The sequence below is a fragment of the Roseobacter insulae genome, assembly GCF_019375555.1.
Lineage (GTDB): Bacteria > Pseudomonadota > Alphaproteobacteria > Rhodobacterales > Rhodobacteraceae > Roseobacter > Roseobacter insulae.
The window spans coordinates 1,000,967-1,027,310 of sequence record NZ_JAHXDN010000002.1; the positions used below are offsets into that span (position 1 = coordinate 1,000,967).

At 61.4% G+C, this 26,344-nt stretch carries 26 protein-coding genes; 15 read left to right on the forward strand and 11 right to left on the reverse strand.

What is annotated here, in order from left to right:
* Positions 1-88: 88 nt before the first annotated feature.
* The 11 genes from bchC (at position 89) to dxs (ending at position 11,501) form a co-directional block, all read left to right on the forward strand.
* Positions 89-1,030 carry a chlorophyll synthesis pathway protein BchC gene (gene bchC, locus KX928_RS11030; RefSeq protein ID WP_219501917.1) on the forward strand — a complete coding sequence of 314 codons (942 nt, stop codon included), beginning with the start codon at positions 89-91 and terminating at the stop codon, positions 1,028-1,030.
* Entirely contained in the window at positions 1,027-2,061 is a 1,035-nt protein-coding gene (locus tag KX928_RS11035; protein WP_219501918.1) for a chlorophyllide a reductase iron protein subunit X, read from the forward strand. Before bchC ends, KX928_RS11035 begins: the two co-directional genes overlap by 4 nt.
* Positions 2,062-2,217: 156 nt before the next feature.
* On the forward strand, positions 2,218-3,798 hold the full coding sequence (gene bchY, locus KX928_RS11040; protein WP_219501919.1) for a chlorophyllide a reductase subunit Y: 1,581 nt from the start codon (positions 2,218-2,220) through the stop codon (positions 3,796-3,798).
* A gap of 160 nt (positions 3,799-3,958) precedes the next feature.
* Complete coding sequence (gene bchZ / locus KX928_RS11045; protein WP_219501920.1) at positions 3,959-5,434, forward strand: chlorophyllide a reductase subunit Z; 1,476 nt, start codon at positions 3,959-3,961, stop codon at positions 5,432-5,434.
* Complete coding sequence (gene pufQ / locus KX928_RS11050; RefSeq protein ID WP_219501921.1) at positions 5,431-5,676, forward strand: cytochrome PufQ; 246 nt, start codon at positions 5,431-5,433, stop codon at positions 5,674-5,676. The genes bchZ and pufQ overlap by 4 nt, the downstream gene beginning before the upstream one ends.
* Before the next feature lie 221 nt (positions 5,677-5,897).
* A complete protein-coding gene (gene pufB, locus KX928_RS11055) occupies positions 5,898-6,047 on the forward strand; it encodes a light-harvesting antenna LH1, beta subunit (RefSeq protein WP_072778079.1) in 150 nt (49 codons plus the stop codon).
* A 12-nt stretch (positions 6,048-6,059) separates the two neighbouring features.
* On the forward strand, positions 6,060-6,218 hold the full coding sequence (gene pufA / locus KX928_RS11060) for a light-harvesting antenna LH1, alpha subunit (protein WP_013984575.1): 159 nt from the start codon (positions 6,060-6,062) through the stop codon (positions 6,216-6,218).
* 152 nt (positions 6,219-6,370) lie between these two features.
* Entirely contained in the window at positions 6,371-7,219 is an 849-nt protein-coding gene (pufL, locus tag KX928_RS11065) for a photosynthetic reaction center subunit L (protein WP_219501922.1), read from the forward strand.
* Positions 7,220-7,221: 2 nt separating this feature from the next.
* Positions 7,222-8,214 (forward strand): photosynthetic reaction center subunit M, encoded by a 993-nt coding sequence (gene pufM / locus KX928_RS11070; RefSeq protein WP_219501923.1) that lies wholly within the window; start codon positions 7,222-7,224, stop codon positions 8,212-8,214.
* Between the two features lie 2 nt (positions 8,215-8,216).
* Positions 8,217-9,332: a photosynthetic reaction center cytochrome PufC gene (gene pufC, locus KX928_RS11075; protein ID WP_219501925.1), complete on the forward strand. Its 1,116-nt coding sequence runs from the start codon at positions 8,217-8,219 to the stop codon at positions 9,330-9,332.
* A 222-nt stretch (positions 9,333-9,554) separates the two neighbouring features.
* The gene (gene dxs / locus KX928_RS11080; protein WP_219501926.1) at positions 9,555-11,501 is read left to right on the forward strand and encodes a 1-deoxy-D-xylulose-5-phosphate synthase; all 1,947 of its coding nucleotides are present in this window, start codon (positions 9,555-9,557) and stop codon (positions 11,499-11,501) included.
* 19 nt (positions 11,502-11,520) lie between these two features.
* On the opposite strand, the gene KX928_RS11085 is transcribed toward dxs, so the two are convergent.
* From KX928_RS11085 to KX928_RS11115, 7 genes are all read right to left on the reverse strand, one after another.
* Positions 11,521-12,510, reverse strand: a complete 990-nt coding sequence (locus tag KX928_RS11085; RefSeq protein WP_219502151.1) for a P1 family peptidase — start codon at positions 12,508-12,510, stop codon at positions 11,521-11,523.
* A 71-nt stretch (positions 12,511-12,581) separates the two neighbouring features.
* Positions 12,582-12,932: a cupin domain-containing protein gene (locus tag KX928_RS11090; RefSeq protein WP_219501928.1), complete on the reverse strand. Its 351-nt coding sequence runs from the start codon at positions 12,930-12,932 to the stop codon at positions 12,582-12,584.
* Positions 12,929-13,675: an SDR family oxidoreductase gene (locus tag KX928_RS11095; RefSeq protein WP_219501929.1), complete on the reverse strand. Its 747-nt coding sequence runs from the start codon at positions 13,673-13,675 to the stop codon at positions 12,929-12,931. Before KX928_RS11095 ends, KX928_RS11090 begins: the two co-directional genes overlap by 4 nt.
* 10 nt (positions 13,676-13,685) lie before the next feature.
* Positions 13,686-14,183 (reverse strand): GNAT family N-acetyltransferase, encoded by a 498-nt coding sequence (locus KX928_RS11100; RefSeq protein WP_219501930.1) that lies wholly within the window; start codon positions 14,181-14,183, stop codon positions 13,686-13,688.
* Positions 14,184-14,233: 50 nt separating this feature from the next.
* Positions 14,234-15,847, reverse strand: a complete 1,614-nt coding sequence (locus KX928_RS11105) for an ABC transporter ATP-binding protein (RefSeq protein WP_219501931.1) — start codon at positions 15,845-15,847, stop codon at positions 14,234-14,236.
* On the reverse strand, positions 15,844-16,659 hold the full coding sequence (locus tag KX928_RS11110) for an ABC transporter permease (RefSeq protein WP_219501932.1): 816 nt from the start codon (positions 16,657-16,659) through the stop codon (positions 15,844-15,846). The genes KX928_RS11105 and KX928_RS11110 overlap by 4 nt, the downstream gene beginning before the upstream one ends.
* Positions 16,656-17,603 (reverse strand): ABC transporter permease, encoded by a 948-nt coding sequence (locus KX928_RS11115; protein ID WP_219501934.1) that lies wholly within the window; start codon positions 17,601-17,603, stop codon positions 16,656-16,658. The genes KX928_RS11110 and KX928_RS11115 overlap by 4 nt, the downstream gene beginning before the upstream one ends.
* Positions 17,604-17,680: 77 nt before the next feature.
* Between KX928_RS11115 and KX928_RS11120 the strand changes: the two genes are divergently transcribed.
* Positions 17,681-18,811, forward strand: coding sequence for an acetoin utilization protein AcuC (locus KX928_RS11120; protein ID WP_219501939.1), 1,131 nt, complete (start codon positions 17,681-17,683; stop codon positions 18,809-18,811).
* A 129-nt stretch (positions 18,812-18,940) separates the two neighbouring features.
* Here the strand turns inward: KX928_RS11120 and KX928_RS11125 are convergent, their stop codons facing one another.
* Both KX928_RS11125 and KX928_RS11130 read right to left on the reverse strand, forming a co-directional pair.
* On the reverse strand, positions 18,941-19,150 hold the full coding sequence (locus tag KX928_RS11125) for a hypothetical protein (RefSeq protein WP_219501941.1): 210 nt from the start codon (positions 19,148-19,150) through the stop codon (positions 18,941-18,943).
* Between the two features lie 301 nt (positions 19,151-19,451).
* Entirely contained in the window at positions 19,452-20,927 is a 1,476-nt protein-coding gene (locus KX928_RS11130) for an ABC transporter substrate-binding protein (protein WP_219501943.1), read from the reverse strand.
* Between the two features lie 163 nt (positions 20,928-21,090).
* Here KX928_RS11130 and panB point away from each other — a divergent pair, with 163 nt between their 5' ends.
* Together panB and panC are read left to right on the forward strand one after the other, a co-directional pair.
* On the forward strand, positions 21,091-21,930 hold the full coding sequence (gene panB, locus KX928_RS11135; RefSeq protein ID WP_219501944.1) for a 3-methyl-2-oxobutanoate hydroxymethyltransferase: 840 nt from the start codon (positions 21,091-21,093) through the stop codon (positions 21,928-21,930).
* Complete coding sequence (gene panC, locus KX928_RS11140) at positions 21,927-22,781, forward strand: pantoate--beta-alanine ligase (RefSeq protein ID WP_219501946.1); 855 nt, start codon at positions 21,927-21,929, stop codon at positions 22,779-22,781. Before panB ends, panC begins: the two co-directional genes overlap by 4 nt.
* Here panC and KX928_RS11145 read toward each other — a convergent pair.
* Together KX928_RS11145 and KX928_RS11150 are read right to left on the reverse strand one after the other, a co-directional pair.
* The gene (locus KX928_RS11145) at positions 22,778-24,058 is read right to left on the reverse strand and encodes an acetylornithine deacetylase/succinyl-diaminopimelate desuccinylase family protein (protein ID WP_219501947.1); all 1,281 of its coding nucleotides are present in this window, start codon (positions 24,056-24,058) and stop codon (positions 22,778-22,780) included. The two genes, panC and KX928_RS11145, sit on opposite strands and share 4 nt — an antisense overlap.
* Positions 24,059-24,124: 66 nt before the next feature.
* Entirely contained in the window at positions 24,125-25,378 is a 1,254-nt protein-coding gene (locus KX928_RS11150; RefSeq protein WP_219501948.1) for an aminotransferase class V-fold PLP-dependent enzyme, read from the reverse strand.
* Positions 25,379-25,475: 97 nt separating this feature from the next.
* On the opposite strand from KX928_RS11150, the gene KX928_RS11155 reads away from it, so the two are divergent.
* A complete protein-coding gene (locus KX928_RS11155) occupies positions 25,476-26,312 on the forward strand; it encodes a formate/nitrite transporter family protein (protein ID WP_257883663.1) in 837 nt (278 codons plus the stop codon).
* The last annotated feature ends 32 nt before the right edge of the window (positions 26,313-26,344 follow it).

Below are 26,344 nucleotides of genomic sequence, written 5' to 3' on the forward strand. Positions count from 1 at the left end.
TGTCAGTTTAAACTGACAGAATGACGACAGTCTGCGCGATGAGTCTTCGACGGAGATCAAAGCGGTCAGCGCAGGTAAGGAGAGACACTTGGAAACCACCGCCGTTCTTCTGAAAGGTCCCCGGGATCTGGACGTGGGAAACCTGACGCTCACAGCGCCGGGCGCGGACGATCTGGTGGTTGATATCCTCCATTCCGGCATTTCCACGGGAACCGAAAAACTGTTCTGGTCGGGGGAGATGCCACCCTTTCCCGGCATGGGCTATCCGCTTGTTCCGGGCTACGAAGCGGTCGGCGAAGTGATCGAGGCACCGCTGTCCACCGGGTACCGGCCCGGCGATCACGTCTTTGTACCGGGTGCCAATTGTTATGATGGCGCCTTCGGTCTTTTCGGGGGGGCGTCTTCCCGGGTGGTGACCGCTGCCGACAGGGTTACGCGAATCGACGCAAGCCATGGTGCGCGCGGCGTCTTGCTGGCGCTGGCCGCAACCGCGCGCCACACGATGGCGGGGCTGAACAAATCGGTTCCCGACCTGATCGTCGGCCACGGTGTTCTGGGTCGCCTGCTGGCGCGGCTGACCATCGCCGCCGGAGCGCCGGCCCCCACCGTGTGGGAAATAGACCCGTCACGACGCAGCGGTGCGCAGGGATACGATGTGATTGCGCCGGAGGATGACCTCCGCCGGGATTACATGTCCGCCTATGATGCGTCGGGCAGCGTGGCGGTGATCAGCGATCTGATGACCTGCATCGGCAAGGGTGGAGAGATCGTTCTTGCGGGGTTCTACAAGGAGCCCATCAGCTTCGCCTTCCCCCCGGCCTTCATGAAAGAGGCCCGTTTTCGGGTCGCTGCCGAATGGACGCATGATGATCTCGCCGCGACCCGCGCATTGGTCGAAAGCGGAACACTGAGCCTCGACGGTCTGATTACCCATGAAGCGGATGCCAGAACGGCGCCTGCCGCATACGAGCGGGCATTCACGGATCCGGCGTGCCTGAAAATGATCCTGAACTGGAGGGACGCCGCATGAAAGATGGTGTTGACGAAAAGCGCCCGGGCTCGGGCGATGTGCCGAACCTGAAGGACTTCGACAAACGCCTGCGCGACGAAGCCGCGGCGGAACCATCGCTGGAAGTGCCGCAGGGCGCCCCCACGTCCAAGACCCAGATCATCGCGATTTACGGCAAGGGTGGGATCGGCAAATCCTTCACCCTGGCAAACCTCAGTCACATGATGGCAGAGCAGGGCAAGCGGGTATTGCTGATCGGCTGCGATCCCAAGTCGGATACCACGTCGCTGCTCTTTGGGGGCAAGGCCTGTCCAACGATTATCGACACTTCGACCCGCAAGAAGCTTGCGGGCGAAGAGGTCAAGATCGGTGATGTGTGTTTCAAGCGCGGTGGTGTGTTCGCGATGGAACTGGGCGGGCCGGAAGTCGGCCGCGGCTGCGGCGGACGCGGGATTATCCACGGGTTTGAGCTGCTGGAAAAGCTCGGTTTCCATGATTGGGATTTCGATTATGTGCTGCTGGATTTCCTGGGCGACGTGGTCTGTGGCGGGTTTGGCCTGCCGATTGCCCGCGACATGGCGCAGAAGGTGATCCTGGTCGCCTCAAACGATCTGCAATCGCTGTATGTGGCAAACAACGTCTGCTCCGCGGTGGAGTATTTCCGCAAGCTGGGTGGCAACGTCGGGGTCGCTGGCCTCGTGATCAATAAGGATGATGGTACCGGCGAGGCCGCAGCCTTTGCCAAGGCCGTCGATATTCCGATCCTCGCGGCAATCCCGCAGGATGACGACCTGCGCAAGAAATCCGCCAACTACCAGATTGTCGGCACGGCTCAGTCGCAATGGGGCGCGCTCTTTGCGGAACTGGGAGAGAACGTGGCCGATGCGCCGCCGATGCGGCCATCGCCCCTGGATCAGGATGGGCTGCTGGGGCTTTTCGATGCCTCGGAAACCGGTGGCGACGTCGTCTTGGAACCGGCGACCGATCAGGACATGCGCGGCAAGAATGCAGCGCCCAAACCATCACTGGAGGTTGTCTATGACGACGCGTAGCCATTTCGCGGACTCACAGCGTGCCATTGAACGTGGTCAATACAAGGGCAAGCAGTCAAAGCAAAAGTTCGAAGAAAGCCGTGCCGCGATAGACAAGTCTCGCGATCTTGTCAGCGACCTGTCTGAACCATCTACCGACCCAGAGGATCAACCTGAGTGAAACAGGAAGTCACATATGACGATGCCGCCGATGTGGAAGTGATCAAGGGTCACCCGCATGGCGATATCTCGCGTGTGGCAGGAGAGGCGCCGGCGTTTGCGCAGGATGGCGCGGGGTGTCATTCCGGCGACAAGATGGCCGAGGCAGCGCGTAGTGCCGGCCAGTCCGATCTTCTGGACAAGTTCAGGGCGGATTACCCGATGGGACCGCATGACAAGCCGCAGTCGATGTGCCCGGCCTTCGGATCGCTGCGCGTCGGTTTGCGGATGAAACGGGTGGCGACGATGCTCTCCGGTTCGGCCTGCTGCGTCTATGGGCTGACCTTCGTGAGCCATTTCTACGGGGCCCGCCGGTCTGTTGGCTACGTACCTTTCAATTCAGAAACGCTGGTGACGGGCAAGCTGTTTGAAGACATCCGCGATGCCGTGCATGAACTGGCGGACCCGGATCGCTATGACGCCATCGTGGTAACGAACCTGTGTGTGCCGACCGCGTCGGGGGTGCCGCTGCGGTTGCTGCCTGACGAGATCAACGGCGTCCGTATCGTCGGCATCGATGTGCCGGGGTTCGGCGTGCCGACCCATGCAGAGGCCAAGGATGTTTTGGCCGGCGCGATGCTGGAATACGCCCGCAAGGAGATCGAGGCCGGACCCGTGGCGCGGCCGCAGGGTGGCAAGCATGATCGCCCGACGGTTGCCATGCTGGGCGAGATGTTCCCGGCGGATCCGATGATGATTGGTCAGATGCTGGCCCCGATGGGGTTGGCGGCGGGACCGGTTGTGCCCTGCCGTGAATGGCGAGAACTCTACGCCGCGCTTGACTGCGGCGTCGTAGCGGCAATCCATCCGTTCTACACCGAGGCCGTGCGCCAGTTCCAGGCGGCGGGCCGGACGGTTGTCGGATCGGCCCCGGTCGGCCACGATGGCACGGCGGCCTGGTTGGCGGGTATCGGTGCGGCCTATGGCGTTTCGCCTGAGAAAATTGCGGCGGCGCAAAACGCAGTTCTGCCGGCGATCAAGGGGGCGCTTGCGGCCAAGCCCATTGAAGGCACGATCACACTGTCGGGCTATGAAGGGTCGGAACTGCTGGTCGCACGGCTGCTGATCGAAAGCGGCGCGACAGTTCCTTACGTGGGCACGGCCTGTGCCAAGTCGCCATGGTCCGCAACAGACGCGGAGTGGCTGGCTTCGAAAGGCACTAAGGTGCAATTCAGAGCCTCGCTCGAAGACGATTGCGCCGCGATGGAAGCGGTTCAGCCCGATCTGGCCATCGGGACGACGCCGGTTGTCCAGAAAGCGAAGCAACTGGGCATTCCGGGCCTCTATTTCACAAACCTGATTTCCGCGCGTCCCCTGATGGGCGTGGCGGGGGCCGGGTCGTTGGCGGAGGTGATCAATGCCGCGATAGGCAACCGGGAGCGGATGACCCGCATGAAAGCCTTCTTCGAAGAAGTGGGTGAAGGCGATACCGCGGGTGTTTGGGAAGGCAGTCCGAATCTGCGCCCGGACTTCCGGGCGCAACATCAAAAGAAACTCGACAAGATGGCAAGGGCGGCAAAGGCCGCGCAGATGCTATGAACGGGGCGCAAAGGATACATTTGGCGCCGAATGTGCGGTGGGTCACTTTGACAGCGACGCGTCTGTGCATCCCGGGGCTGGGTGCGATGGGGGCGCTGCCCCCGCGCTGCGCGCTCCCCCGGGATATTTCTGAACCAGAGAAGCAGGGGAGGCTCTGCTGATGCTGGTGACGGATCATGATCGCGCCGGCGGCTACTGGGGGGCAGTCTATGCCTTTTGCGCCGTGAAGGGTCTGCAGGTGGTGATCGACGGCCCGGTGGGCTGTGAGAATCTGCCGGTGACCTCCGTGCTGCATTACACCGATGCGCTGCCGCCGCATGAATTGCCGATCGTGGTGACGGGCCTGGGGGAAGGCGAGATGGGCGCGGGCACCGAAGAGAGTATGAAGCGGGCCTGGGATACGCTGGATCCGGCGTTGCCTGCCGTGGTTGTCACAGGATCGATCGCCGAAATGATCGGCGGGGGCGTCACGCCGCAGGGCACGAACATTCAGCGCTTCCTGCCTCGGACCATTGACGAGGATCAGTGGGAGGCGGCCGACCGGGCCATGACCTGGATCTTTACCGAGTTCGGCATGACAAAGGGGCGGATGCCGCCCGAGAAGAAACGCGAGGAAGGTGCGTGTCCTCGCGTGAATATCCTCGGTCCGATGTATGGCACGTTCAACATGCCATCCGATCTGGCCGAAATTCGCAGGCTGGTCGAGGGGATCGGCTGCGAGGTCAACATGGTGCTGCCTTTGGGCGCCCATGTGGCCGAAATGAGAGATCTGGTGAATGCGGATGTGAACATCTGCATGTACCGCGAGTTCGGGCGCGGGTTGAGCGAGCTTCTTGCCAAGCCGTATCTGCAAGCCCCGATAGGGATCGAGAGCACGACCAAATTTCTGCGCGCACTGGGAAGCTTGGTCGGCCTCGATCCCGAACCTTTTATCGCCCGTGAGAAGCACTCGACCATCAAACCGGTCTGGGATCTCTGGCGCTCCGTCACGCAGGACTTCTTTGCCACCGCCAGTTTTGCGATCGTGGCCAATGAAACCTATGCCCGTGGTATCCGGCTGTTCCTTGAAGACGACATGGGGCTGCCCTGCGCCTTTGCGGTCGCACGGGTGGCCGGGCAAAAGACCAACAACGAGGAAGTGCGCGCCCTAATGGGGCAGAAACGCCCCTTGATCGTGATGGGCTCGATCAACGAGAAGATGTATCTGGCGGAACTCAAGGGCGGGCACGGGCCAAGCCCCGCGTTCATTCCGGCGAGCTTTCCCGGTGCCGCGATCCGGCGCCATACGGGCACGCCCTTCATGGGATACGCGGGCGCGACCTACCTGGTGCAGGAAGTCTGTAATGGACTTTTTGACGCGCTGTTTCACATTCTGCCGCTTGGCACTGACATGGATGCAACCGACGCAACGCTCACACCGCTGCGCCGGGATTTCCCATGGGACGCGGATGCGCAGGCGATGCTCGACCGGATTGTCGAGACCCATCCGATACTGACACGAATTTCCGCCGCGAAGACCTTGAGAGACGCGGCAGAGAAAGCAGCCCTGGCTGCGGGCGATGAACGGGTGGTGCTGGACACTATCCGTGCGCTGGATCCGGCACTTGCCGGTATGAAACGGGAGGATCAGACATGAGTGACATGACATCTGACATGATTGAAACCGCGGTGGACACGCCGAGCGAAGCACCCAGCCGCAAGGCGGTGAAGACCGAGTTCATGGTCTATTTCGCCATCATTTTCCTGGCGACTCTGCCGCTGGCGACCCTGACCTGGGCGCTGTCGGCGATCCGCACGCGCAGCTTTACCGAGAAAGGGCCGATGGCCCGGGCCTGGACACAGGCGCGTATCATCACGCCGATGATCTTTTCGGCATGAGCCGCCAGGACCCTCTAAGCCTGAAGGTTCACACCGTTGGTGTGATGATCTCTTCGGCATGAACGACCTCGCGCTGCAGTGGGCTGGCAAGACCAGCGGCGCGACCCGACTGCTCGACCGTCGTGCGCCTGTCGAGTTCCAAGACTGTCCGCCTCTCTACAAGGTGTGCAGACCCCGCCGCGGGGTGCGCGGCGTCAGCATAACGTTCCGGAGGAATATTTATGGCTGATAATACCGACCTGTCCTTTACAGGTCTCACAGACGAACAGGCGCAGGAATTGCATTCTGTCTACATGAGCGGCCTCTGGCTGTTCTCGGCAGTGGCTGTGGTCGCACATCTGGCGACCTTCATCTGGCGTCCGTGGTTCTAGGGAGAGATTGAGATGGCAAAGTTCTACAAGATCTGGCTGATCTTCGACCCCCGTCGCGTTTTCGTGGCGCAGGGCGTTTTCCTCTTCCTGCTGGCTGCGATGATCCACCTTGTGGTTCTGAGCAGCGGGCTGAACTGGTTCGAAGCGGCGGCAGCCGCTGGCGGTCAGTAACTCGGACGCGTGCGGCAAGGCACGCCCCGGGCGGACCGACGAAAATGCTGCGGGCGGAATTGTGTGCGCCACTGCCCGTAGCGAACCCGAGATGAACAATCTGACGGCCTCCGCCTGACCTTAGGCGTGCCGCACACACGCGGAGAATGAAGATGGCGTTGCTCAGCTTCGAGAGAAAATATCGTGTCCGTGGAGGGACGCTGATCGGGGGCGATCTGTTCGACTTCTGGGTGGGGCCTTTCTACGTGGGCTTCTTCGGAGTGACGACGACGTTTTTCGCCCTGCTAGGGACCATTCTGATATTCTGGGGCGCGAGCCAGCAGGGCACGTTCAATCCCTGGCTGATCAATATCGCGCCGCCCGATCTGAGCTACGGGCTGGGGCTGGCACCGCTGATGGAAGGCGGGCTCTGGCAGATCATCACGATCTGTGCCACGGGCGCGTTCATCAGCTGGGCGCTGCGCGAGGTGGAGATCTGCCGCAAGCTGGGCATGGGCTATCACGTGCCCGTGGGCTTCGCCTTCGCGATCCTCGCCTATATGACGCTGGTGATCTTTCGCCCGCTTCTGATGGGTGCCTGGGGGCACGGCTTTCCCTACGGGATCTTCAGCCACCTCGACTGGGTCAGCAACACCGGCTACGCCTACCTGCATTTCCACTACAACCCGGCGCATATGCTTGCGGTGACGCTCTTCTTCACCACCACACTGGCGCTGGCGCTGCATGGCGGGCTGATCCTGTCGGCGGCCAATCCGGAAAAGGGGGAAGAGGCCAAGACACCGGATCACGAGGATACGTTCTTTCGCGATTTCATCGGCTATTCCATCGGCACGCTGGGCATTCACCGTCTCGGCTATCTGCTGGCGATCAACGCGGTGTTCTTCTCGGCGGTCTGCATCATCATCTCCGGCCCGGTCTGGACGGCCGGTTGGCCCGAGTGGTGGAACTGGTGGCTCGATCTGCCGATCTGGGGTGAACCCATCGCCGTGGGAGGGATGTGATCATGTTACCTGAGTATCAGAATATTTTCACGCAAGTGCAGGTTCAGGGCACGCCTGAATGGGGCATGGACGACGCCGGCAACAACATGATGGACGAACGGGTTGGCAAACCCTTCTTCAACACGCTTGCCGGTCTCTTCGGCAACGGCCAGATCGGTCCCTACTACTGGGGTTGGACCAGCATGGTTGCTTTTGGCACCGGGCTTGCGTGGTTCTTCATCGTGGGCTTCAACATGCTGGCGCAGGTCGGCTGGTCGATCCCGCAGTTCATCCGGCAGCTCTTCTGGCTGGCGCTGGAGCCGCCCTCGCCTGAATACGGCCTGACCATGCCTCCGCTGAACGATGGCGGCTGGTACATCATCGCCAGCTTCTTCCTGCTGATATCGGTCATGACCTGGCTGCTCAGGGCCTACCTTCTGGCCGAGCAGCATAAGATGGGCAAACATATCTTCTGGGGCTTTGCCGCTGCCGTCTGGCTGTTCCTCGTGCTGGGCCTCTTCCGTCCGATCCTGATGGGATCGTGGTCAGAGGCGGTGCCTTACGGCATTTTCCCGCATCTTGACTGGACCACGGCATTCTCGATCCGCTACGGCAACCTCTACTACAACCCGTTCCACTGTCTCTCGATCGTGTTCCTCTATGGCTCTGTGCTGCTGTTCTGCATGCACGGCGGTACGATCCTTGCGGTCACCCGATACGGCGGCGACCGCGAGCTGGAGCAGATCTATGACCGCGGGACCGCCACCGAACGCGCCGCGCTTTTCTGGCGCTGGACCATGGGCTTCAACGCCACGATGGAGGGCATTCACCGCTGGGCCTGGTGGTTCGCGGTGCTGACCCCGATCACCGGCGGCATCGGCATTCTGCTGACCGGCACGGTGGTCGACAACTGGTTCATCTGGGCGCAGGAACACAACTTCGCGCCGATGTATGACGGCTCTTACGGATACGCTGACTACGGCTCCTACGAGGCCTTTATCGGGAAGGAGAACTGATCATGCTGCCTAAGTGGTTTGACAAATGGAACGCGGATAACCCGACGAATATCTTCGGGCCGGCGATCCTGATCGGTGTTCTTGGCGGGGCAGTCTTTGCGGCTGTCATGATCATCGCCTGGGGTAACCCGGCGCAGACCGCCTCCCTGCAAACGGGCCCGCGCGGCACTGGCATGTCGGTGCCGGAGTTCAACGTGGTGCGCAGGGCTGCCGACCCCACGATCGAGGATTATTACACCGAGGAACCCTATATTCCGGAGGGTGGCGAAGATCTGGCGAAGGACATCTATGAAAACGTGCAGGTGCTGGGCGATCTGACGGAAGACAACTTCAACCGCGTGATGAATGCCATGACGCAATGGGTGTCTCCCGAAGCAGGCTGCGCTTACTGCCATGGGGACGGTGATCTGGAAACTTATGGCGAAGACACGCTTTACACCAAGGTGGTCTCGCGGCGGATGATCCAGATGACCCAGAACATCAACGAAAGCTGGGACGGCCATGTGAACGCGAATGCGCAGGTCGGAGTGAACTGCTACACCTGTCACCGGGGTCAGAACGTGCCATCGGAGGTCTGGTTCAGGATCACGCCGGTAAATGCATCGGCCGAAGGCTGGACGGCCAACCAGAACCGGGCGACCTCGCTCAGCCAGTCGACCTCCCTGCCGTCCGATGCGTTGGAGAAATACCTGCTGGAGGGTGAAACCATTGCGGTGCATTCACTGGAAAGCCGCGAAGCCGGGATGCCGGGTGTCGACGGATACGCATCCATTCAGGATACCGAACGCACCTATTCGCTGATGAATTACTTCTCCAACAGCCTCGGGGTGAACTGCGTGTTCTGTCACAACTCGCGTGCCTTCTATGAGGGTGCCGAAGTGACACCGCAGTGGAGCACGGCAAGCCTCGGCATCCTGATGGTTCAGGAACTGAATACCGACTATCTGGTTCCGCTTCGGGACACCTATCCCGAAGACCGCCTTGGCCCGATCTATGCCGATGCGCCCAAAGCGGCCTGCAAGACCTGCCACAAAGGGTATCAGCAGCCAATGCAGGGGATGAATGTAATTGCAGACTGGCCCGAGCTCGCGACGACTGAGGCGCCTGTCTATGAATGAAGCGGTGGGCGGCCGTGTCGTCGCCCGCCGCTCAGCCGTGCACGGACCCTTGGCTTCCTGGGTCCGGGCAACGGGGTCTTAAGCACCCCGGTTCCCTTCCTGTTGGCTACAGGAACCTGGCGTCGCAACCGGTTCAACCCGGATGCGACGCCTATCTTTTACCGGGGGTGGATTGCAGGTTTTGGCAAGGACCTGCCGCCCTCCAGAACGGAGATGTGCGCTATGACCAAACCAGAAACACCGACCTTGGACCGCGTCGCGGGCCCGTCCGATCTGCGTCAGATGACGGATCGGGAACTGCGCGACGTTGCGCATGAATTGCGCGCGGAAGTGATCGATGCGGTCAGCCAGACCGGGGGGCATCTGGGGTCTTCCCTGGGCGTGGTCGAGTTGAGCGTGGCGATCCATGCGGCGTTTGACACACCGCGCGACAAGCTGATCTGGGACGTGGGGCACCAGTGCTACCCGCACAAGATCCTGACGGGTCGTCGCGATCGCATGCACACGTTACGGCAGGGCGGGGGCCTGAGCGGGTTCACCAAGCGAGCCGAATCCGAGTACGACCCTTTCGGGGCGGCCCATTCCAGCACGTCGATCTCGGCGGCGCTTGGCTTCACCATCGGGCGCGACATGGGGGAACCCACCGGTGATGCGATCGCGGTGATCGGGGACGGCTCCATCAGCGCGGGCATGGCCTATGAGGCGCTGAACAACGCCGGTGCCGAAGGGCGCAGGATGTTTGTCATTCTCAACGACAACGAGATGTCGATTGCGCCGCCCGTGGGCGCCATGTCTTCCTATCTGTCCAGCCTGTCGGATCTGTCACGCAAGGGACCCTTTGGCGGCTTGGTCGCCGTTGCCGAAGGCATGGAGCAACTTGCACCAAAGCCGGTACGCGAGGGTGCCCGCCGTGCGCGCGAAATGATCACCGGGCTGGAAAGCCGGGGCACGTTTTTCGAAGAGCTGGGGTTTGACTACATCGGTCCCATCGATGGTCATGACATCGGTCAGTTGCTGAGTGTGCTGCGCAGTGCGCGGGCGCGGTCAACCGGGCCGGTGGTGATCCACTGCTGCACGGTAAAGGGCAAAGGCTATGCCCCGGCGGAGGGGTCCGCCGACAAATACCATGGTGTCAGCAAGTTTGACGTCGGCACCGGGGTGCAATCCAAGGCAAAGGCAAATGCACCCTCCTACACCGGCGTTTTCGGGGATGCGCTGACCGAGGCGGCGGCGCGGGACCCCAGGATCGTGGCGGTCACCGCGGCGATGCCGGGCGGCACCGGCGTGGACCGCATGGCCAAACGCTTCCCGGCGCGTGTCTTCGATGTGGGCATTGCGGAGCAACATGGCGTGACATTCGCCGCCGGGATGGCCGCCAGCGGGCTGAAGCCGTTCTGCGCCATTTATTCGACCTTCCTGCAACGTGGCTACGACCAGGTCGTCCACGATGTGGCCCTGCAAGGTCTCCCGGTGCGTTTTGCCATCGACCGGGCCGGGCTGGTCGGCGCGGACGGGGCGACCCATGCGGGCGCTTTCGACATCGGGTATCTCGGCGCCTTGCCGGGCATGGTGGTGATGGCGGCTGCGGATGAGGCGGAACTTGTCCATATGGTTGAAACGGCGGCCGCGCATGACATCGGACCCATCGCGTTCCGCTACCCACGTGGCAACGGCACCGGTGCCGCACTGCCCGAACGCGGCACGGTGCTGGAGATCGGCAGGGGCCGGATGATCCGCGAGGGGACGGGGGATGTGGCGCTCCTGTCGCTCGGCACGCATCTGGGCGAATGCGAAGCGGCAGCGACTCTGCTGGACGCCGAAGGGATCAGCACCACCATTGCGGACGCCCGCTTCGCCAAGCCGCTTGACATGGATCTGATCACGAAACTGGCAGAGGCGCACGGCGCGCTGGTGACGGTCGAGCAGGGCGCGCGGGGCGGTTTCGGCGCGATGGTTCTGCAGGAGATGGCGGCACATGGCCTGCTTGATCACGGATGTCGTGTTCGCACTTTGTGCCTGCCCGACCGGTTTATTGATCAGGCCGCACCGGCACAGATGTACCGCGATGCCGGTGTTGATGCGGAGGGGATTGTCTCGACCGTGTTGACGGCCCTGCAACAGGATCGCAAGATTATCGACCTGCGCGCGATGCGCGGACAGGGTGACTGAGCCGACCGGGCGCCCGTCGTCAGCCGTTGAGCGTTTGCCAGCTTGGCATCAGATCGCCCGGCTCCCGCGTTGCCTCAAAGACGGCGCGCCCGATGGCCCGGGTCAGGCACAGGGCGGCGGCGTGGCCCACGAGGCCCGCATCGGCGACTGGCTGCGCGCCGGTTGACAGCGCAAAGACAAGATCGCCATCGCCGGGAGAATGGGCCGGAACACAAGCGCGCGCGATGCCATCATGGGCAGCAACGGACATCCGGTGGCACTGCGCTTTGGTCAGCCGGGCATCGGTCGCGACGATGGCAAGAGTGGTGTTGGTGCTGGCGGCGACGAGTTCGCGCTTGCGGCTTGTCAGATCGCGCCCCTGCCCGGTTGCGGGGTCCGGTCCCAGCCCGCCAAATTCATTGCCAATTTCATAAGGTGCCGCGTAAAAGAAGCGATCCCCCGGTGTGGTGACAGAACCAAGCGGGTTGGCGGCCACCAAGGCGCCCACCATGGTGCCATCTTCCAGTTGCAAAGAGGCTGACCCCAAACCGCCCTTGAGCATGGCGGTCAAGGCACCCGTGCCCGCGCCAACCGATCCAAGGGCGAAGTCGGCGGAAGCCGTCGCCAGCGCTGCCCGGCCCAGTGCCGGGTAGGGATTGTCAGTCCAGTCTTTCCGGCCACCGTTCAAGAGGTCGAAGAGGATCGCGCCCGGAACAATCGGCACGATTGCGGAGCCGACCCGAAAGCCACGCCCCTGCTTGCGCAACCCGTCTACCACGCCAGAGCATGCATCGAGCCCGTAGGCGGACCCGCCGGACAGCACCAGCGCGTCGACTTCGGAGACTGACTTATCAGGCGCCAGCAAATCTGTCTCCCGTGTGCCCGGGGCCCCGCCCATGACGTGCACCGACGCCACAAAAGGGGTGTCCGCCGTCACCACCGTACATCCGGATTTCAACATCGCATCCTGCGCGTTGCCAACTTTGAGACCATCAATATCGGTGATCAGGTTGCGCGGGCCGGGTGTCATCATCGGATGTCCGGATCAGGTCGGAAAAGCCGATAGAAGGGGTGTGCCTTGCCGGTCGGGATCAACACCGTTCAGATCCGTGGCTTGGGGGCGGCGGTGGCCGGATCGCCGGTATTGGGCACACCCTTGGGTTCAATCAGCAGCACCTTGCATTCTGCGGAGGCACGCGGCCTGTGGGTTACCCCCTTGGGAACGACAAACAGCTCGCCTGCTTTCACCCAGTGCGAGGCATCTTCGAGGTCCATCATCATCTCGCCGTCAAGCACCAGAAAGAAATCATCGGTGTCGTCATGCAGATGATAAGGGAATTCACCCTGAAACCGTACCACCATGACGTCGTTGTCGTTATAATCCGCGACAACATGAGGGTCCCAATGCGTCGTGAACTGAGCCAGCTTCTCAGCAAGGTTTACCGGGATCATATGCAGCGGCCTCCATCGACTTCCACAGCTGTGCCGGTGATCATAGAAGCCTCGTCCGAGCACAGAAAGCAAGCGGCATTGCCGATGTCCTGAGGCGTCGAAAAGCGCCCCAGCGGTATCGTGGCGAGGAATTTCTTGCGCATTTCCGGCGTGTCTTCACCCATGAACGATTTCAGCAGTGGCGTTTCGCCCGCCACCGGGTTCAGCGCGTTGACGCGGATGCCGTGCGGGGCCAGCTCGACCGCCATCGCCTTTGTCGCGGTGATCATCCAGCCCTTGGAGGCATTGTACCAGTTCAGCCGGGGCCGGGGGCAAACACCGGCGGTCGATGCGATGTTCAATATTGCGCCGGCGGCTTCGTCTTTCATGTGCGGCACGAGGGCACGGGCCGTCAGGTAAACCGACTTCATGTTCACGGCCATGACCCTGTCGAAATCGGCTTCCGTGACGTCCTCAAGCGCGGTCGGCAAATGCGTGACACCGGCGTTGTTGACCAGGATATCGACATGGCCCCATTTTTTCAGCGCAGCATCCGTCATTGCGGTCACGGATGCGCCATCCGCGACATCGACATGGTGTGAAAGGGCGTGATCGCCCAGTTGTTCGGCAAGGCTCTGCGCGCCGTCAGCGTTCAGATCGGCGACCATGACCCGGGCGCCTTCGGATGTGAATTTGCGGGCGATACCCGCGCCAAAGCCGGAAGCACTGCCTGTCACGATTGCCGTTTTACCTGTCAGTCTCACAATGGCCTCCCTAAAGCTGGTATTTCAGAACCCACCGGTTATGCCCATCGCTTTGCGGCGTGGCGGGGGCATAACGATGGGGGACAAAGCCTTCCCGCGTCCAGAAGTGCATCGCGCGCGGGTTTGCTTCCAACACGGCCAGCTTGAGCATCGTCATCCGCGCCCTGCGGGCCTTCGTCTTGATCAAGTGTAGCACAGTTCGGCCGATGCCGCTGCCACGGTAGGCGGGATCGAGCAGCACCAGGCCGATCCACCAGTCGGTCGGCAGTTCGTAGCCTTCGGCGATGCAGACGATGCCCGTCATCGCCTGTTCCTGCATGACGCCGAAGGTCATAAGGTCCGCCGTGGTCAGTCCCGGCGGTACCGCGTCGAAAAAGTCGTTGATAAAGGCCGCGTCCGGGGCATGCCCGACTTCAAGGATCACGTAATCCGCCGCGCGTTGCGCAAGATCAAGGGCGTCTTCGGCATGATCGGCTTTGTTGATGGGGCGCAGGACGATCTCAGACATCGGCCAATTCTTTCGGCAGATGCCTGATCCTGTCAGCCGTGTACATTATCTCATGCATGGGTGACGTCCCTTTGCAGCGCCTCGATGTCGGGCAGTTTCGGGGCGGCCGCGATAAGCTGCCGGGTGTAGGGATGTTGCGGGTCCGAAAAAACGGCTTCGGTGCGGCCCTCCTCAACGATCCTGCCTGACTGCATGACCATGACCCGATCGGTAACCGAGCGTACCACGCTCAGGTCGTGCGATACAAAAAGGTAGGTCAGGCCGTAGACGCGGCACAGCGCGGCGATCAGATCGAGAATTTGCGCCCGGACAGAGACATCGAGCGCGGAGACGGCCTCGTCGAACAGGATCAGTTCGGGCCGAATGATCAGCGCCCGCGCAATGGCAATGCGTTGTCGCTGCCCGCCGGAAAACTCGTGAATGTGCCGCGTGGCGTCGTCGGGTTGCAGGCCAACGGCAGTGAGAGCTTGCGCAATCGCATCCTGTCGTGCGGCCCCCTGCGGCGGGTCGGCCAACAGGTGAAACGGCTCGGTGATCAGGCGGGCGACGCGGTGGCGCGGGTTGAAGCTGCCAAAGGGATCCTGAAACACCACCTGTATGCGGCGGCGCACGTCCGGATTTGGGCGGCCCTGCATGGTGACCGGAGCGCCGTCCAGCAGGATTGTCCCCGCCTGCGGCGGGTCAAGGCCCAGGATCGTGCGGGTCAGGGTGGATTTTCCGCAGCCGCTTTCCCCCACAAGGCCGAGCCGCTCACCCCGCATCAGCGTGAAGCTCACGCCGTCAACGGCTTTGAAGGTCTCGGGTCGTTCAAAGAGTTTGCGGCGGGGCAGGCGGTAGCTGCGGTGCACGTCCGACACCGTCAACAGCGGTTGCGGGGCCGGGGGCACCGGCAAGGCAACTTCGTGCGAAGACGCCTCGAACAGCATCCGGGTATAGGGGTGGCGCATGTCACGCAGCAAAGCCGCGGTGCGGCCGGTCTCTACGATTTCGCCGCCGCGCATCACGGCGATATGGCTGGCCATATCGGCGACAACTGCAAGGTCATGGGTGATCATGATCAGCCCCATCCCGAAATCGGCGACGAGGTCCCTGAGCAGATCGAGGATCTGCGCCTGCGTCGTGACATCCAGCGCGGTCGTCGGTTCATCTGCGATCAGCAGTTTCGGCCGCAGCGCAATGGCCATGGCGATCACCACACGCTGGCGTTGTCCGCCGGAAAGCGCGTGCGGATGGCGGCTGAGCGGAAAGCGGTCGGGCGGAAGCCCGACGCGGGTCATTACTTCCCTGGCGCGGGTTTCTGCTTCGGCGGGCGATGCCCCGGTGTGAATGCGGATTGTCTCGGTCACCTGGCGACCGATGGTGTGCACAGGGTTGAGCGCGGTCATCGGTTCCTGAAAGATCATCCCGATGTCATTGCCGCGCAAATCGCACATGTCGGTTTCCGACAGCCTCGCGAGATCCGTACCGGCCAGATGTATCCGCCCGGTCGCCTGTGCCCCATGTGGCAACAGGCGCATGATCGCAAGCGCCGTCATGGATTTACCGGAGCCACTTTCGCCGGTGATGGCGAGGATGTCACTTTGATCGAGTGACAGGGTCACGTCCCGGAGAATATCGGCGTCGCGGATTTTCAGCGACAGGTTTTCGACCTCTAGCAGTTTCATCCGCGGCGTCTCTGCAATCGCGGATCGAGCGCATCGCGCAGGCCGTCGCCCAGCAGGTTCAGTCCCAGCACGATCCCGATTATCGCCAGGCCCGGAAAGATCGCCAGATGAGGAGCAAATCCCACCATTGTCTGCGCGTCCGCCAGCATGCGCCCCAGCGAGGGTGTCGGCGGCTGCACACCGAGACCTACGAAGGACAGCGCGGCCTCGACCTGAATGCCAAGCGCGAACTGGATGGTGCCCTGCACGATCAGCAGGTTCAGCACGTTGGGCAGGATGTGTTCGACCGAGATATGCGCGCGTGTCTTCCCGGCAACCCGCGCCGCGAGGATGAATTCGCGTTCCCACAAGGGCAGGGCGCCGCCGCGGGTGACGCGGGCAAATACGGGGATGTTGAAAATACCGAATGCGATGATCGCGTTGGTCGCCGACGGCCCGAAGACTGCGGTGATCAGGATCGCCATGACCAGCAGGGGGAAGGCAAACACGATATCGTTGCCGCGCATGATGAGTTCATCCAGCCAGCCGCCCCGGTGCATCGCGGCCACCAGCCCCAGTGGAATGCCAAAACACAAACCAATGCCAAGCGCGACGAGCGCCACGGCAATTGACGTGCGGGCGCCCACCATGATCATGCTGAAGATGTCGCGCCCCAGGTGATCGGTTCCCAGAAGGTGCGTGCCGCCCGGTGTCTGCAGTTTGCCGGGAATATCGAGGGTCGTGTGATCAAAGGGCGTCCAGACCAGCGACACAAGCGCAAGCAGGATGAACAGAGCGGACAGTCCGGCGCCGAGAATGAGGGTTTTGCTCATGCGCGTGCTCGCAGGCGGGGGTCTACGACGGCATAGGCGAGATCGACAAGGAAATTGATCACGATCACCCCGAAAACCACCAGCATCACCACCGATTCAACAACGATCAGGTCGCGCGCCGAAATGGACTGGAAGATCAGGCGCCCGAGCCCCGGCAGGTAGAACACCTGTTCGATGATAATGGTGCCCGCAAAGAGGAAGGAGAACTGCAGCCCGATGATCGTTAGCACCGGGATCAGCGCATTGCGCAAACCGTGCCGCCAGAGTGTCTGGCGCTCGGACAAGCCTTTGGCGCGGGCGGTCCGCATGAAATCCTCTCCCAGAACATCGAGAAGGGCGGACCGCATCACCCGGGTGAGGATCGCCGCCTGCGGCAGCGCCAGTGCGATCGCGGGCAGGGTAAGGGATTTGAGCGCGGCGAAAACACCATCGTCCCAGCCCGGAAAGCCGCCTGCGGAAAACCAGCGCAGGTTGATCGCGAAAGTCAGCACAAGCATCATCGCGAACCAGAAGTTCGGCACGGCCACGCCGAGCTGTGTTGCCCCCATGACACCCAGATCACCGGCGCGACCGCGCCGCGCCGCCGCATAAAGCCCTGCGGGAAATGCGATCACGACAGACAGGACCAGGGCATAAAGTGCAAGCGGAATGGACACGCCGATGCGGTCCGCCACCATCCCGGCAACCGGCGTGCGATAGGTGTAGGAGGTGCCAAAGTCGCCTGTCAGCATACCACCGACCCACGCAACGTAGCGCTGAGCCTTGGAGACATCCAAGCCGAGTTCTGCACGCAGCGCGGCCAGCGTCTCGGGCTGGGCATTGATCCCGAGCATGAAGGAGGCGGGATCACCCGGTGCAATCTCGATCACGGCAAAGATGATCAGCGAAGCAACAGCAAGGCTGAGAACAAGCGAGACCAGACGTTTGAGCATGTAACGCAGCATTGCTGCGAGGTTAGGCGGTGCCTTCTGCCGGGTCCAGAGGGGTTGTTGATTGTGGGCAATGGTTTACGTCAGAAGCCATGGACAAACCGCGTTTCATCGGGGCCGAAATCTTTCGCCACTCAAGTTATGGGCGCTGGCATCCGCTGCGGGTGCCCCGTGTCAGCACGGTCATGGACCTGTCACGCGCCCTGGGCTGGCTGCCGTCCGACCAGTTCATCACCGCACCGCGCGCCAAGCCCAAGGCGCTGACGGTCTGGCATACGCCCGATTACATCGATGCGTTGCAGCGCGTCGAAGCCAGCCAGATCGCGACACCACAGGACACAACCCGTCACGACCTCGGGTCGGTCACCAATCCGGTTTATCCGGAGATCTTTCGTCGCCCCGCCACGGCGGCGGGGGGCTCGTTGCTGGCGGGAGAATTGTTGCGCGACGGCGGTGTCATCTACAATCCCCCGGGGGGCACACATCACGGCATGCCGGACCGGGCAAACGGGTTCTGCTACCTCAACGACCCGGTGCTGGCGATGCTGAGCCTGCGTCGCAACGGTGTTCGTCGGATCGTCTACATTGATATCGACGCACATCATTGTGACGGTGTGGCAGTCGCTTTTCACGGTGATCCTGATTGCCTGATGATTTCCACGCATGAGGAACGGCTGTGGCCGCGAACCGGCCCGCTGGAGGACACGGCCGGAGGATCGGCGATCAACCTGCCCGTGCCGCGCGGTCTGAACGATAGCGAAATGGCCTATATCCGCGACCGGCTGGTCGTGCCGCAGGCTGCGGCGTTCGAGCCGGAGGCGATTGTCTTCCTGTGCGGTGCCGATGGTGTCGAAGAAGATCCGCTTGCGCATCTGAACCTGTCCAATAACGCGCATTGGGCTGTTCTGCGTGCCTTGATGGGGCTTGCGCCACGGTTATTGGTGCTGGGCGGCGGCGGGTACAACCCCTGGTCCGTCGGACGTCTGTGGACAGGTGTCTGGGCGACGCTCAACCGGCAAGAAATTCCGCAAAGATTGCCGGCCGCGGCGGAGGCTGTTCTGCGCGGGCTGACATTTGAAGGCAATAGGCGTGGTAAGAACCCGCCGGAGCATTGGTTCACCACCCTGCGCGACCCACCGCGCGATGGACCTGTGCGCGATGAGATCAGGAACCGGGTGCGATTCCTTCTGCGTCAGAGGCGTGGCGGGGGCGCAATTAGGTGAGGGGAAAACCGGCTGAGGTGACGTGGGTACGGCGTCATGATCCCGTGTCAATTTTCCCCTCGTGGGAGGCACACTACCTGCTCGATAGGTCAGGTGTTCCGCCTGTTTCGAACCGGCGCGATCAGCGGATCACACCGGCATATTGTCGAACATGTCTTCGAAGGCTTCTTCTTTCAGCGCATTGTTGAGGCGTCGCAGGCGTGGCGGAACGCTCTTGCCATGGGCGCTCAGTGTTGCGATGACCCGGTCGATTTGAGGCTGGAGTTCCAGACGTTCCTTCTGCGAGGCTGTTTCGATCTGTTTTTCCAGTAGAGAGGCGCGCTGTTCGAGGTTGGTCAAGGCAGTCTCCTTTCGAGCAGAATAACGAGTGACAGAAGTTATTAGCAGCTTTGCCTATTTCAGTGGTCGACCCAAGAAGTATACACGTTCAGGTAGAAAGTTTGCAAGACACTGCACAGAAATTAAGCAGATCTTTCGCGATAATTCGTCTCAGGTCGAGTTTTGTCTCACTCTGAAAATCGGGAACAAACTGTGCGATCAATATAATCGCACATTGCCGGACCGGAATTGTCTAAATCCGGTCAGCCATTGCTCGGGCTGATACAAATGCGGACGCCTCCGACAGGCATCTCATTCGCAGCTATTCGGCCCAGCTGACCGCCGTAAGGTCCGTCGCCTGCGTCGGTGCGTTTGTCCAGATGCCTTGCAGATTCGCCCTCGCCACGGAGAGATATGCAAGCTGGAACAGGTAGCCGTTCACGTAGTCGTCGGCGATCATCTGCTGCGCGTCGCCCATCATCCGGCCCCGTATGTCCGGGTCGGTTGTGCTGTTCAGCTTGGTGATGAGCGCTTGGAAATCCGGGTTGTCATATTGGAAGTAATAGTCCGGATTGGCGTAAATGCCGATGTCCATCGGCTCGGTATGGCTGATGATGGTCAGACCGAAATCCTTGCCGCGAAACACCGATTCGAGCCATTGCGCCCATTCGACGTTGTTTATTTTCGCGGTGATGCCGACCTCTGCCAGCTGTGCCGCGACAATCTCGCCGCCGCGACGGGCATAGGAGGGCGGGGGCAGGTAAAGGGTCGTTTCAAACCCGTCTGCAAGCCCCGCTTCCGCCAGCAGCGCCCTGGCCTTATCGGGGTTGTACTCCGATTGGCCGGTCAGGTCCCTGTAGGCCGGGTTGTGCGGCGCGAAATGCGTCCCGATGGGGGTGCCGTAGCCAAACATCGCACCGTCGATAATGGCCTGACGATCGATGGCATGGGCCACGGCCTGCCGGACAAGCGGATTGTCAAAGGGCGGCAGCTTGTTGTTGGTGGACAGGATCGTCTCCCCTTCGGTTGATCCGACCAGCACCTGAAAACGCGGATCAGCCTCAAACTGCGGCAGATTTTCGGGCGCGGGGAAGGAGGCAAAATAGTCTACATCCTCGGCCATCAGCGCCGCAAAGGCCGCGGTCGGGTCCGAGATGAACTTGAAAGTCGCCGCCTCCAGTTTCGCCGGTGTGCCCCAGTAGTCGGCGTTGCGGACCAGTTCGATCTTGTCGCTTTGCACCCATTCAACGAACTTGAAGGCTCCGGTACCGATGGGCTTCTGCTTGATCGTTTCGATGCTTTCGGGCGCAACGATCACCGCGTCACCCCATGCAAGGTTAAACAGCATATTGCCGTTCTGTTCGCTCAGGGTGATCCTGACTGTCAGGGGGTCCACAACTTCGACGTTCGAAATGGCTGTATAGAGCGCTTTTTGGGCGTTCGCGCTGTCTTCGGCAATAATTCGGTCCAGCGAGAACTTAACGTCCTCGGCATCCATCGTGGTGCCATCATGGAACATGACCCCCTCCTGCAGAGAGAAGGTATAGGTCAGCCCGTCATCTGATATTTCCCAGCTTTTGGCCAGCCCGGGCACAACTGATCCATCAGCCATGAACCGGGTGAGCCCCTCGAAGACGTTTGCGTAGAGGACGGAGTCGATTGCGCCGGCTGCCGCCGATGTCGGGTCGAGGTGCGGAGGTTCGAGCTGGAGTGCGACTGTGATGTCGGTCTGCGCGGATGCCGTGACACCAAGCGTTGTCAGGATAGCTGCCAGAAAGGTATTTTTGAACGTCGACATGTAAATCCTCCGTCTGCGGACGCGGCACCGGCGCGGTGCCATCTGTCGGGGAAGTGTCACAACAAACCTCGGGGCAATCAAGGGCGGGGATCAAGGTTTGGCATGGATTTTCACCGGTTTGGTTGGTATCTGGCTGGCAAACCAGACCAAAGGACCGTGGAACATGAGCGCCACCGCGAGGAAAAAAGCCCCGATGCCCACCGACATCAAGGCGCGCAAAGGCGGGGCGCCACTGGTCAGTCTGACAGCCTACACCACACCGATGGCACAGATGATGGATGCGCATTGTGACTTCGTGCTTGTGGGGGACAGCGTGGGAATGGTGTTGCACGGTCTGCCCTCGACCCTCGAAGTGACGATGGACATGATGATCCTGCACGGGCAGGCGGTGGCGCGCGGCCTGCAACAGGCCATGATGGTCATCGACATGCCGTTTGGCAGTTACGAGCAGGGGCCAGCACAGGCCTTTGAGAACGCCGCGCGCCTGATGCGCGAGACCAGCGCCGGTGCCGTCAAGCTTGAAGGTGGTCAGCACATGGCGCCGACAATCGACTTTCTTGTCAGGCGCGGGATTCCGGTGATGGCGCACGTGGGGCTGACGCCGCAATCGATCAACACGCTGGGGGGGTACACGGTTCAGGGCCGCGGCGCGCAGGCGGATATTCTGATGCAGGATGCGACCGCCGTGACCGCGGCGGGAGCCTTTGCCATAGTGCTTGAAAAAGTGCCGCAGGGCCTGGCCGACAGGATCACGGCACAGATCGATATCCCGACCATTGGCATCGGGGCATCGGCCGGATGTGACGGGCAGATTCTGGTGGTCGATGACATGCTTGGCCTGTTCACCGCATTCAAAGCCAAATTTGTGAAACGCTATGCCGATCTTGGCGCGGCAGGTACCGAGGCTGTTGCGGCCTATGCCGAGGACGTGCGCGCCCGGCGGTTTCCGGGGCCAGAGCATGTTTTCGCGGATGAGGCACCCGCGCGCAAAGCGACCAAATGACCGCGCCCTTTGTGCGCACACTCGCGGAACTGCGCAGGGCAACACGCGACTGGCACCGCTCGGATGACACCATTGGGGTCGTCCCGACCATGGGCGCGCTGCACGACGGGCACCTAAGCCTTGTGGCCGCCGCCAAGGCCGCGTGTGATCGTGTGATCGTCACAATCTTTGTGAACCCCCGGCAGTTCAACCAGGTTTCGGATCTCGACAATTACCCGCGCACCGAAACCGAAGACGCGCGCAAGCTGGCGCGGTTCGAGGTCGATGCGATCTATGTGCCTGACGTGTCGCAAATCTATCCCGATGGGTTTGCCACGAACGTGTCGGTAGGGGCGATGACCGACGTGCTCTGCGGTGCGCACCGGCCGGGGCATTTTGACGGTGTCGCGACCGTGGTCACCAAGCTTTTCACGCAGACATCGGCAGACAAGGCATTCTTCGGCGAGAAGGATTTCCAGCAACTGATGGTCGTGCGCCGGGTGGCGCGTGATCTGGATCTTCCTGTCGATGTTGTCGGATGCCCGACAATCCGCGAGGAGGACGGGCTGGCGATGTCGTCGCGCAACCTGCTGCTTTCGGACCGCGCGCGGATCAAGGCGCAGCGCCTGCACGAGATCATGCAGCAGGTCGCCGACAGCCTGCGGCAAGGCGCGGAGTTTTCAGCTTTGCAGGCGGAGGCAATGGCGTCGCTGGACGCGGCGGGCTTCACCGATATCGACTATTTCGAACTGCGCTCCTGTGCAACGCTGTCCCTGCTGGAGCGTCCGACGGAACCGGCCCGGCTCTTTGCCGCGGCGTGGCTGGCCGGGGTGCGCCTGATCGACAATATCGATATCCCGGTCTCGGGTTAGCCCTGCTCGGTCAACAGTGTCACAAGAGTGCGGCCCATCACCTGCGCGCTGTCCATCATGTCGTCGATGCCCACGTATTCATCCGGTTTATGCGCCAGTTCCAGAATGCCGGGCCCATAGGCGATGCAATTCTTCAGCCTGCCGATCCGGTCGATGTGCTTTTGGTCGTAAGTACCGGGCGAGGCGACATATTCCGGCGTTTTGCCCATCACATCCTCGATCGCGCGGGCGACCGTCTGCACAATCGGTGCATCGCGGTCGGTCATGGACGGCAGAACGCTGTTCAGCTCGGTCAGCTCGTAGTCGAAATCGGCGCGTGACGCTTTCAGCTCTTCCAACAGCGCCGTGACTTCGTCTCGTACCTGCTCCAGCGGCTCTTCGACAAGAAATCGGCGATCAATCACAATGCGGCAGCTGTCGGGCACACAATGTGCCGGCAGGCCGGTGAAGTCTTCGGCCTGTTCCGGCTGACCGCCGTGGATGGAGTTGATGTTCATCGTGGATTGACGCGCGCCTTCGGGCACCACGGGCATATCCGTGTGCCGCGCTGCCATCGCCGGGAAGAGTTTGTCTTCGAACGCGCCGATAACAGCGCCCATGTGACGCACCGCGCAATCGCCGAGAAAAGGCATGGAGCCATGGGCGATTTCACCCTTGGTTTCAATCTCCGCCCACCATCCGCCCCGGTGACCCAAACAGATGCGATCCTTGTTCAGCGGTTCGGGAATGATGACATGCTGGACCCGCTCGGGATTGAAATATCCCTGCTCGGCCAGATAGGCGACACCGCCATAGCCACCTGATTCCTCGTCCGCGGTTCCCGAGATTTCAATGGCGCCGGTAAAATCGCCATGGGATTCGATAAAGGCCTCGACCGCGATGATAGAGGCGGCAAGCCCGCCCTTCATGTCGCAGGCCCCACGCCCGTAGATCTTCCCGTCCTGCTCGACGGCCCCGAACGGGTCCACTGTCCAGCCGCGGCCAACTTCGACGACGTCCGTGTGGCTGTTGAAGTGCACGCAGTCACCGGGCGCCCGGCCTTCTCTCCGGGCGACGATGTTCCAGCGTGGGTACTTATCGCTGTCGCCCGGGGTGCCGAAAGCCCGGATCAGCCGGGTTTCAAAACCATGCGCCGACAGCCGCTTGTCCAGATACTCGCAGATGTCGCGGTAGTTTTCACCCGGCGGGTTGAGCGTCGGGATGCGGATCAGGTCGCAGGTAAGGGCGACAAGGTCATCGCGCTTGGCATCAATGGCGGTTCGAAGCAAGGTCGTCATGGCACCAGTGTTGAAGCAGATGCGCAGAATGGCAATGCCGCCCCACGCATTCAGCGCAATTATATGTCAGGCAGCAATTTCCTTCATGGCCGCGAGGAACACGCCGACCTCCTCAAGGCTGTTATAGTGGCATAAGGAAACGCGCACGGCCGATCCTAGGCCCAGTGGTGTCAGAATGTTCCCGGAGTAGTGATCTGCCTTGCGAATATGTGTGCGAATGCACTGTGCGTTCAGCCTTGACACGATGTCAGCGGCGGCGATGTGCTCCAGCGCGAAACAAACCAAACCCTCGCGCGCCGGATTGTCGGCGCCACCCAGAATGGTCACACCCGGCAGCTCCGCTAGACCGGGCAGGTTGCCTGTGCCGTACAACATCGCCTGGGCAAGTTCCTGTTCATGGGCGTGGATTGCGGCGCCAGCGGCTTCGATACGGGCGCGGGGGTCCGGGCTGTCGCTGTGGTGCGTGCCAAGCCAGTCAAGGTAATTCACCACATCGGAAAAGGTCGCATAAGCGCCGGTGTCGCGTGTGCCCATTTCCCAATTGGCGCGGGGTCCGTCTGTCAATTGCTCCAACGGCAGGTCCGTCATGCGTTCAGAGACCCAGGCCACACCATAGCCATGACGCGAAAACACCTTGTAGGGTGACACGACGTAGCCATCGATATCATAGGCACCAATGTCGATGTGCCCATGACTTGCGTGCTGGATTCCGTCGACGAAAATGTAGGCGTCGGGCGCTACCAGTCTGATGGCGGCGGAAATTGCGGCCACATCGTTCGCGATGCCGGAAACGGGGGAGGTATGCAGGATCGTGGCAACGCGCACATCCGGTGACATCCGGGCCGCATAGGCCTCCGCGCTGACAGAACCTGCCGCATTATCATGCGGGACGCAGATATACTCCTTGCCCGCCATCGCGGCCCAGTGTGTGGCGGCAGAGCGCGAGGCGGGATGCTCCACCGTGGAACCGATGACCGCGCCGACCGGATCGGACCCCATAACCGCCGTCCGGATCAATCTGAACGTCAGTTCCGTGCCGCTTTCCCCTACAAAGAACTGGCCGCCGTCGGGGTTGAAGAAGGTGGCCATATCCTTTTTCGCGCGGTTTATCAGGTCAACCAGTGCATTGGCGGCGGGGTTGTCGCGCCCCTGATTATCCGGGATTGCGGCAAACATCGCCGAGGTTTCGACCACGGATTTCAGGGTCAGGGCACCACCAGCGTTTTCGAAAAAGATACGCGGCCCCTGAAACGGGCAGCTTTCCACATGAGCAAACCGGGCGCGGATATCTGACATCTGGTCAGACGAAAAGGCTGGCATATGTGTTCCATTCGTAAAATGATCTCGGAACCCATTCAGGCGCAACCGGGTTGAGTGTCAAGCTGCGTCGGCATTCGGGATGTTTTCTGGAGGAACTATGAACAAGACCACTTCGATACAAGAAGAGCAAAAGGAAGAAGCCTCCGTTCAGGAAGCTACCGCTCTGGCACCGAAACTGATCTACGAGGTGATCCGGCGTGAAGGCGAGGAGGAGATGGCCCGCCCCAAACGATCGCTGATCTGGTCGGGCATCGCGGCGGGCGTGATGATCAGCCTCTCGGTATTGGGAGAGGCGATTTTCAGGACCTATCTGCCCCCGAGTAATAGCAGTTATCTCATTGAAAATCTTGGCTATTCTCTTGGATTTCTAGCCGTCATCATGGGCCGTATGCAGCTTTTTACCGAAAACACGATCACCACGGTTCTGCCGGTGATGGTGGAGCGTACGTGGTACGCTTTCGGCTGCATGATGCGCCTCTGGGCAATTGTCATGACCGCAAACGTGATAGGCGCCTTCGCCGTGGCGGCCCTTTTCGTGTTCACACCGGCGATTGCGCCCGAGGTGATGGTCGCCGTTGTTGACCTGTCCCACCACGCGACGGGCATGGGTGCTAATGCTTCCTTCTGGCGCGCCATCCCGGCAGGAGTGATCGTGGCCCTTATCGTCTGGATGCTGCCGCAGGCTGATAGTGCAAAGTTCCTTCTTATTCTGGTTTTCACTTGGTTGATCGCAGCCGGTGATTTTACTCACATCGTGGCAGGCTCTGTCGAAATGGCGGTCTTGGTATGGATGGGAGATATCACCGCCACCGGTGCGATTGGTGGCTTCTTCCTGCCCGTTCTCGCCGGCAATATCATAGGCGGCACAGCGATCTTCACACTGATGGCATGGGGTCAGGTCCGCGACGAGCTGCCTGAAAAACAACGGGGGTAGTGGAACAAATGGCGGGGCAACCGCGTTCGCTC

Coding starts and splice junctions, on each gene's coding strand:
- KX928_RS11100 (WP_219501930.1), bottom strand. CDS start 14,183: ATGTCTGAGATCGTCCTGCGCCCCATCAACAAAGCCGATCATGCCGAA.
- pufM (WP_219501923.1), top strand. CDS start 7,222: ATGTTACCTGAGTATCAGAATATTTTCACGCAAGTGCAGGTTCAGGGC.
- pufC (WP_219501925.1), top strand. CDS start 8,217: ATGCTGCCTAAGTGGTTTGACAAATGGAACGCGGATAACCCGACGAAT.
- KX928_RS11120 (WP_219501939.1), top strand. CDS start 17,681: ATGGACAAACCGCGTTTCATCGGGGCCGAAATCTTTCGCCACTCAAGT.
- panB (WP_219501944.1), top strand. CDS start 21,091: ATGAGCGCCACCGCGAGGAAAAAAGCCCCGATGCCCACCGACATCAAG.
- KX928_RS11085 (WP_219502151.1), bottom strand. CDS start 12,510: ATGACACCCGGCCCGCGCAACCTGATCACCGATATTGATGGTCTCAAA.
- KX928_RS11155 (WP_257883663.1), top strand. CDS start 25,476: ATGAACAAGACCACTTCGATACAAGAAGAGCAAAAGGAAGAAGCCTCC.
- pufL (WP_219501922.1), top strand. CDS start 6,371: ATGGCGTTGCTCAGCTTCGAGAGAAAATATCGTGTCCGTGGAGGGACG.
- KX928_RS11150 (WP_219501948.1), bottom strand. CDS start 25,378: ATGCCAGCCTTTTCGTCTGACCAGATGTCAGATATCCGCGCCCGGTTT.
- KX928_RS11105 (WP_219501931.1), bottom strand. CDS start 15,847: ATGAAACTGCTAGAGGTCGAAAACCTGTCGCTGAAAATCCGCGACGCC.
- KX928_RS11130 (WP_219501943.1), bottom strand. CDS start 20,927: ATGTCGACGTTCAAAAATACCTTTCTGGCAGCTATCCTGACAACGCTT.
- KX928_RS11110 (WP_219501932.1), bottom strand. CDS start 16,659: ATGAGCAAAACCCTCATTCTCGGCGCCGGACTGTCCGCTCTGTTCATC.
- panC (WP_219501946.1), top strand. CDS start 21,927: ATGACCGCGCCCTTTGTGCGCACACTCGCGGAACTGCGCAGGGCAACA.
- KX928_RS11115 (WP_219501934.1), bottom strand. CDS start 17,603: ATGCTGCGTTACATGCTCAAACGTCTGGTCTCGCTTGTTCTCAGCCTT.
- KX928_RS11035 (WP_219501918.1), top strand. CDS start 1,027: ATGAAAGATGGTGTTGACGAAAAGCGCCCGGGCTCGGGCGATGTGCCG.
- bchZ (WP_219501920.1), top strand. CDS start 3,959: ATGCTGGTGACGGATCATGATCGCGCCGGCGGCTACTGGGGGGCAGTC.
- dxs (WP_219501926.1), top strand. CDS start 9,555: ATGACCAAACCAGAAACACCGACCTTGGACCGCGTCGCGGGCCCGTCC.
- KX928_RS11145 (WP_219501947.1), bottom strand. CDS start 24,058: ATGACGACCTTGCTTCGAACCGCCATTGATGCCAAGCGCGATGACCTT.
- pufB (WP_072778079.1), top strand. CDS start 5,898: ATGGCTGATAATACCGACCTGTCCTTTACAGGTCTCACAGACGAACAG.
- pufQ (WP_219501921.1), top strand. CDS start 5,431: ATGAGTGACATGACATCTGACATGATTGAAACCGCGGTGGACACGCCG.
- pufA (WP_013984575.1), top strand. CDS start 6,060: ATGGCAAAGTTCTACAAGATCTGGCTGATCTTCGACCCCCGTCGCGTT.
- KX928_RS11090 (WP_219501928.1), bottom strand. CDS start 12,932: ATGATCCCGGTAAACCTTGCTGAGAAGCTGGCTCAGTTCACGACGCAT.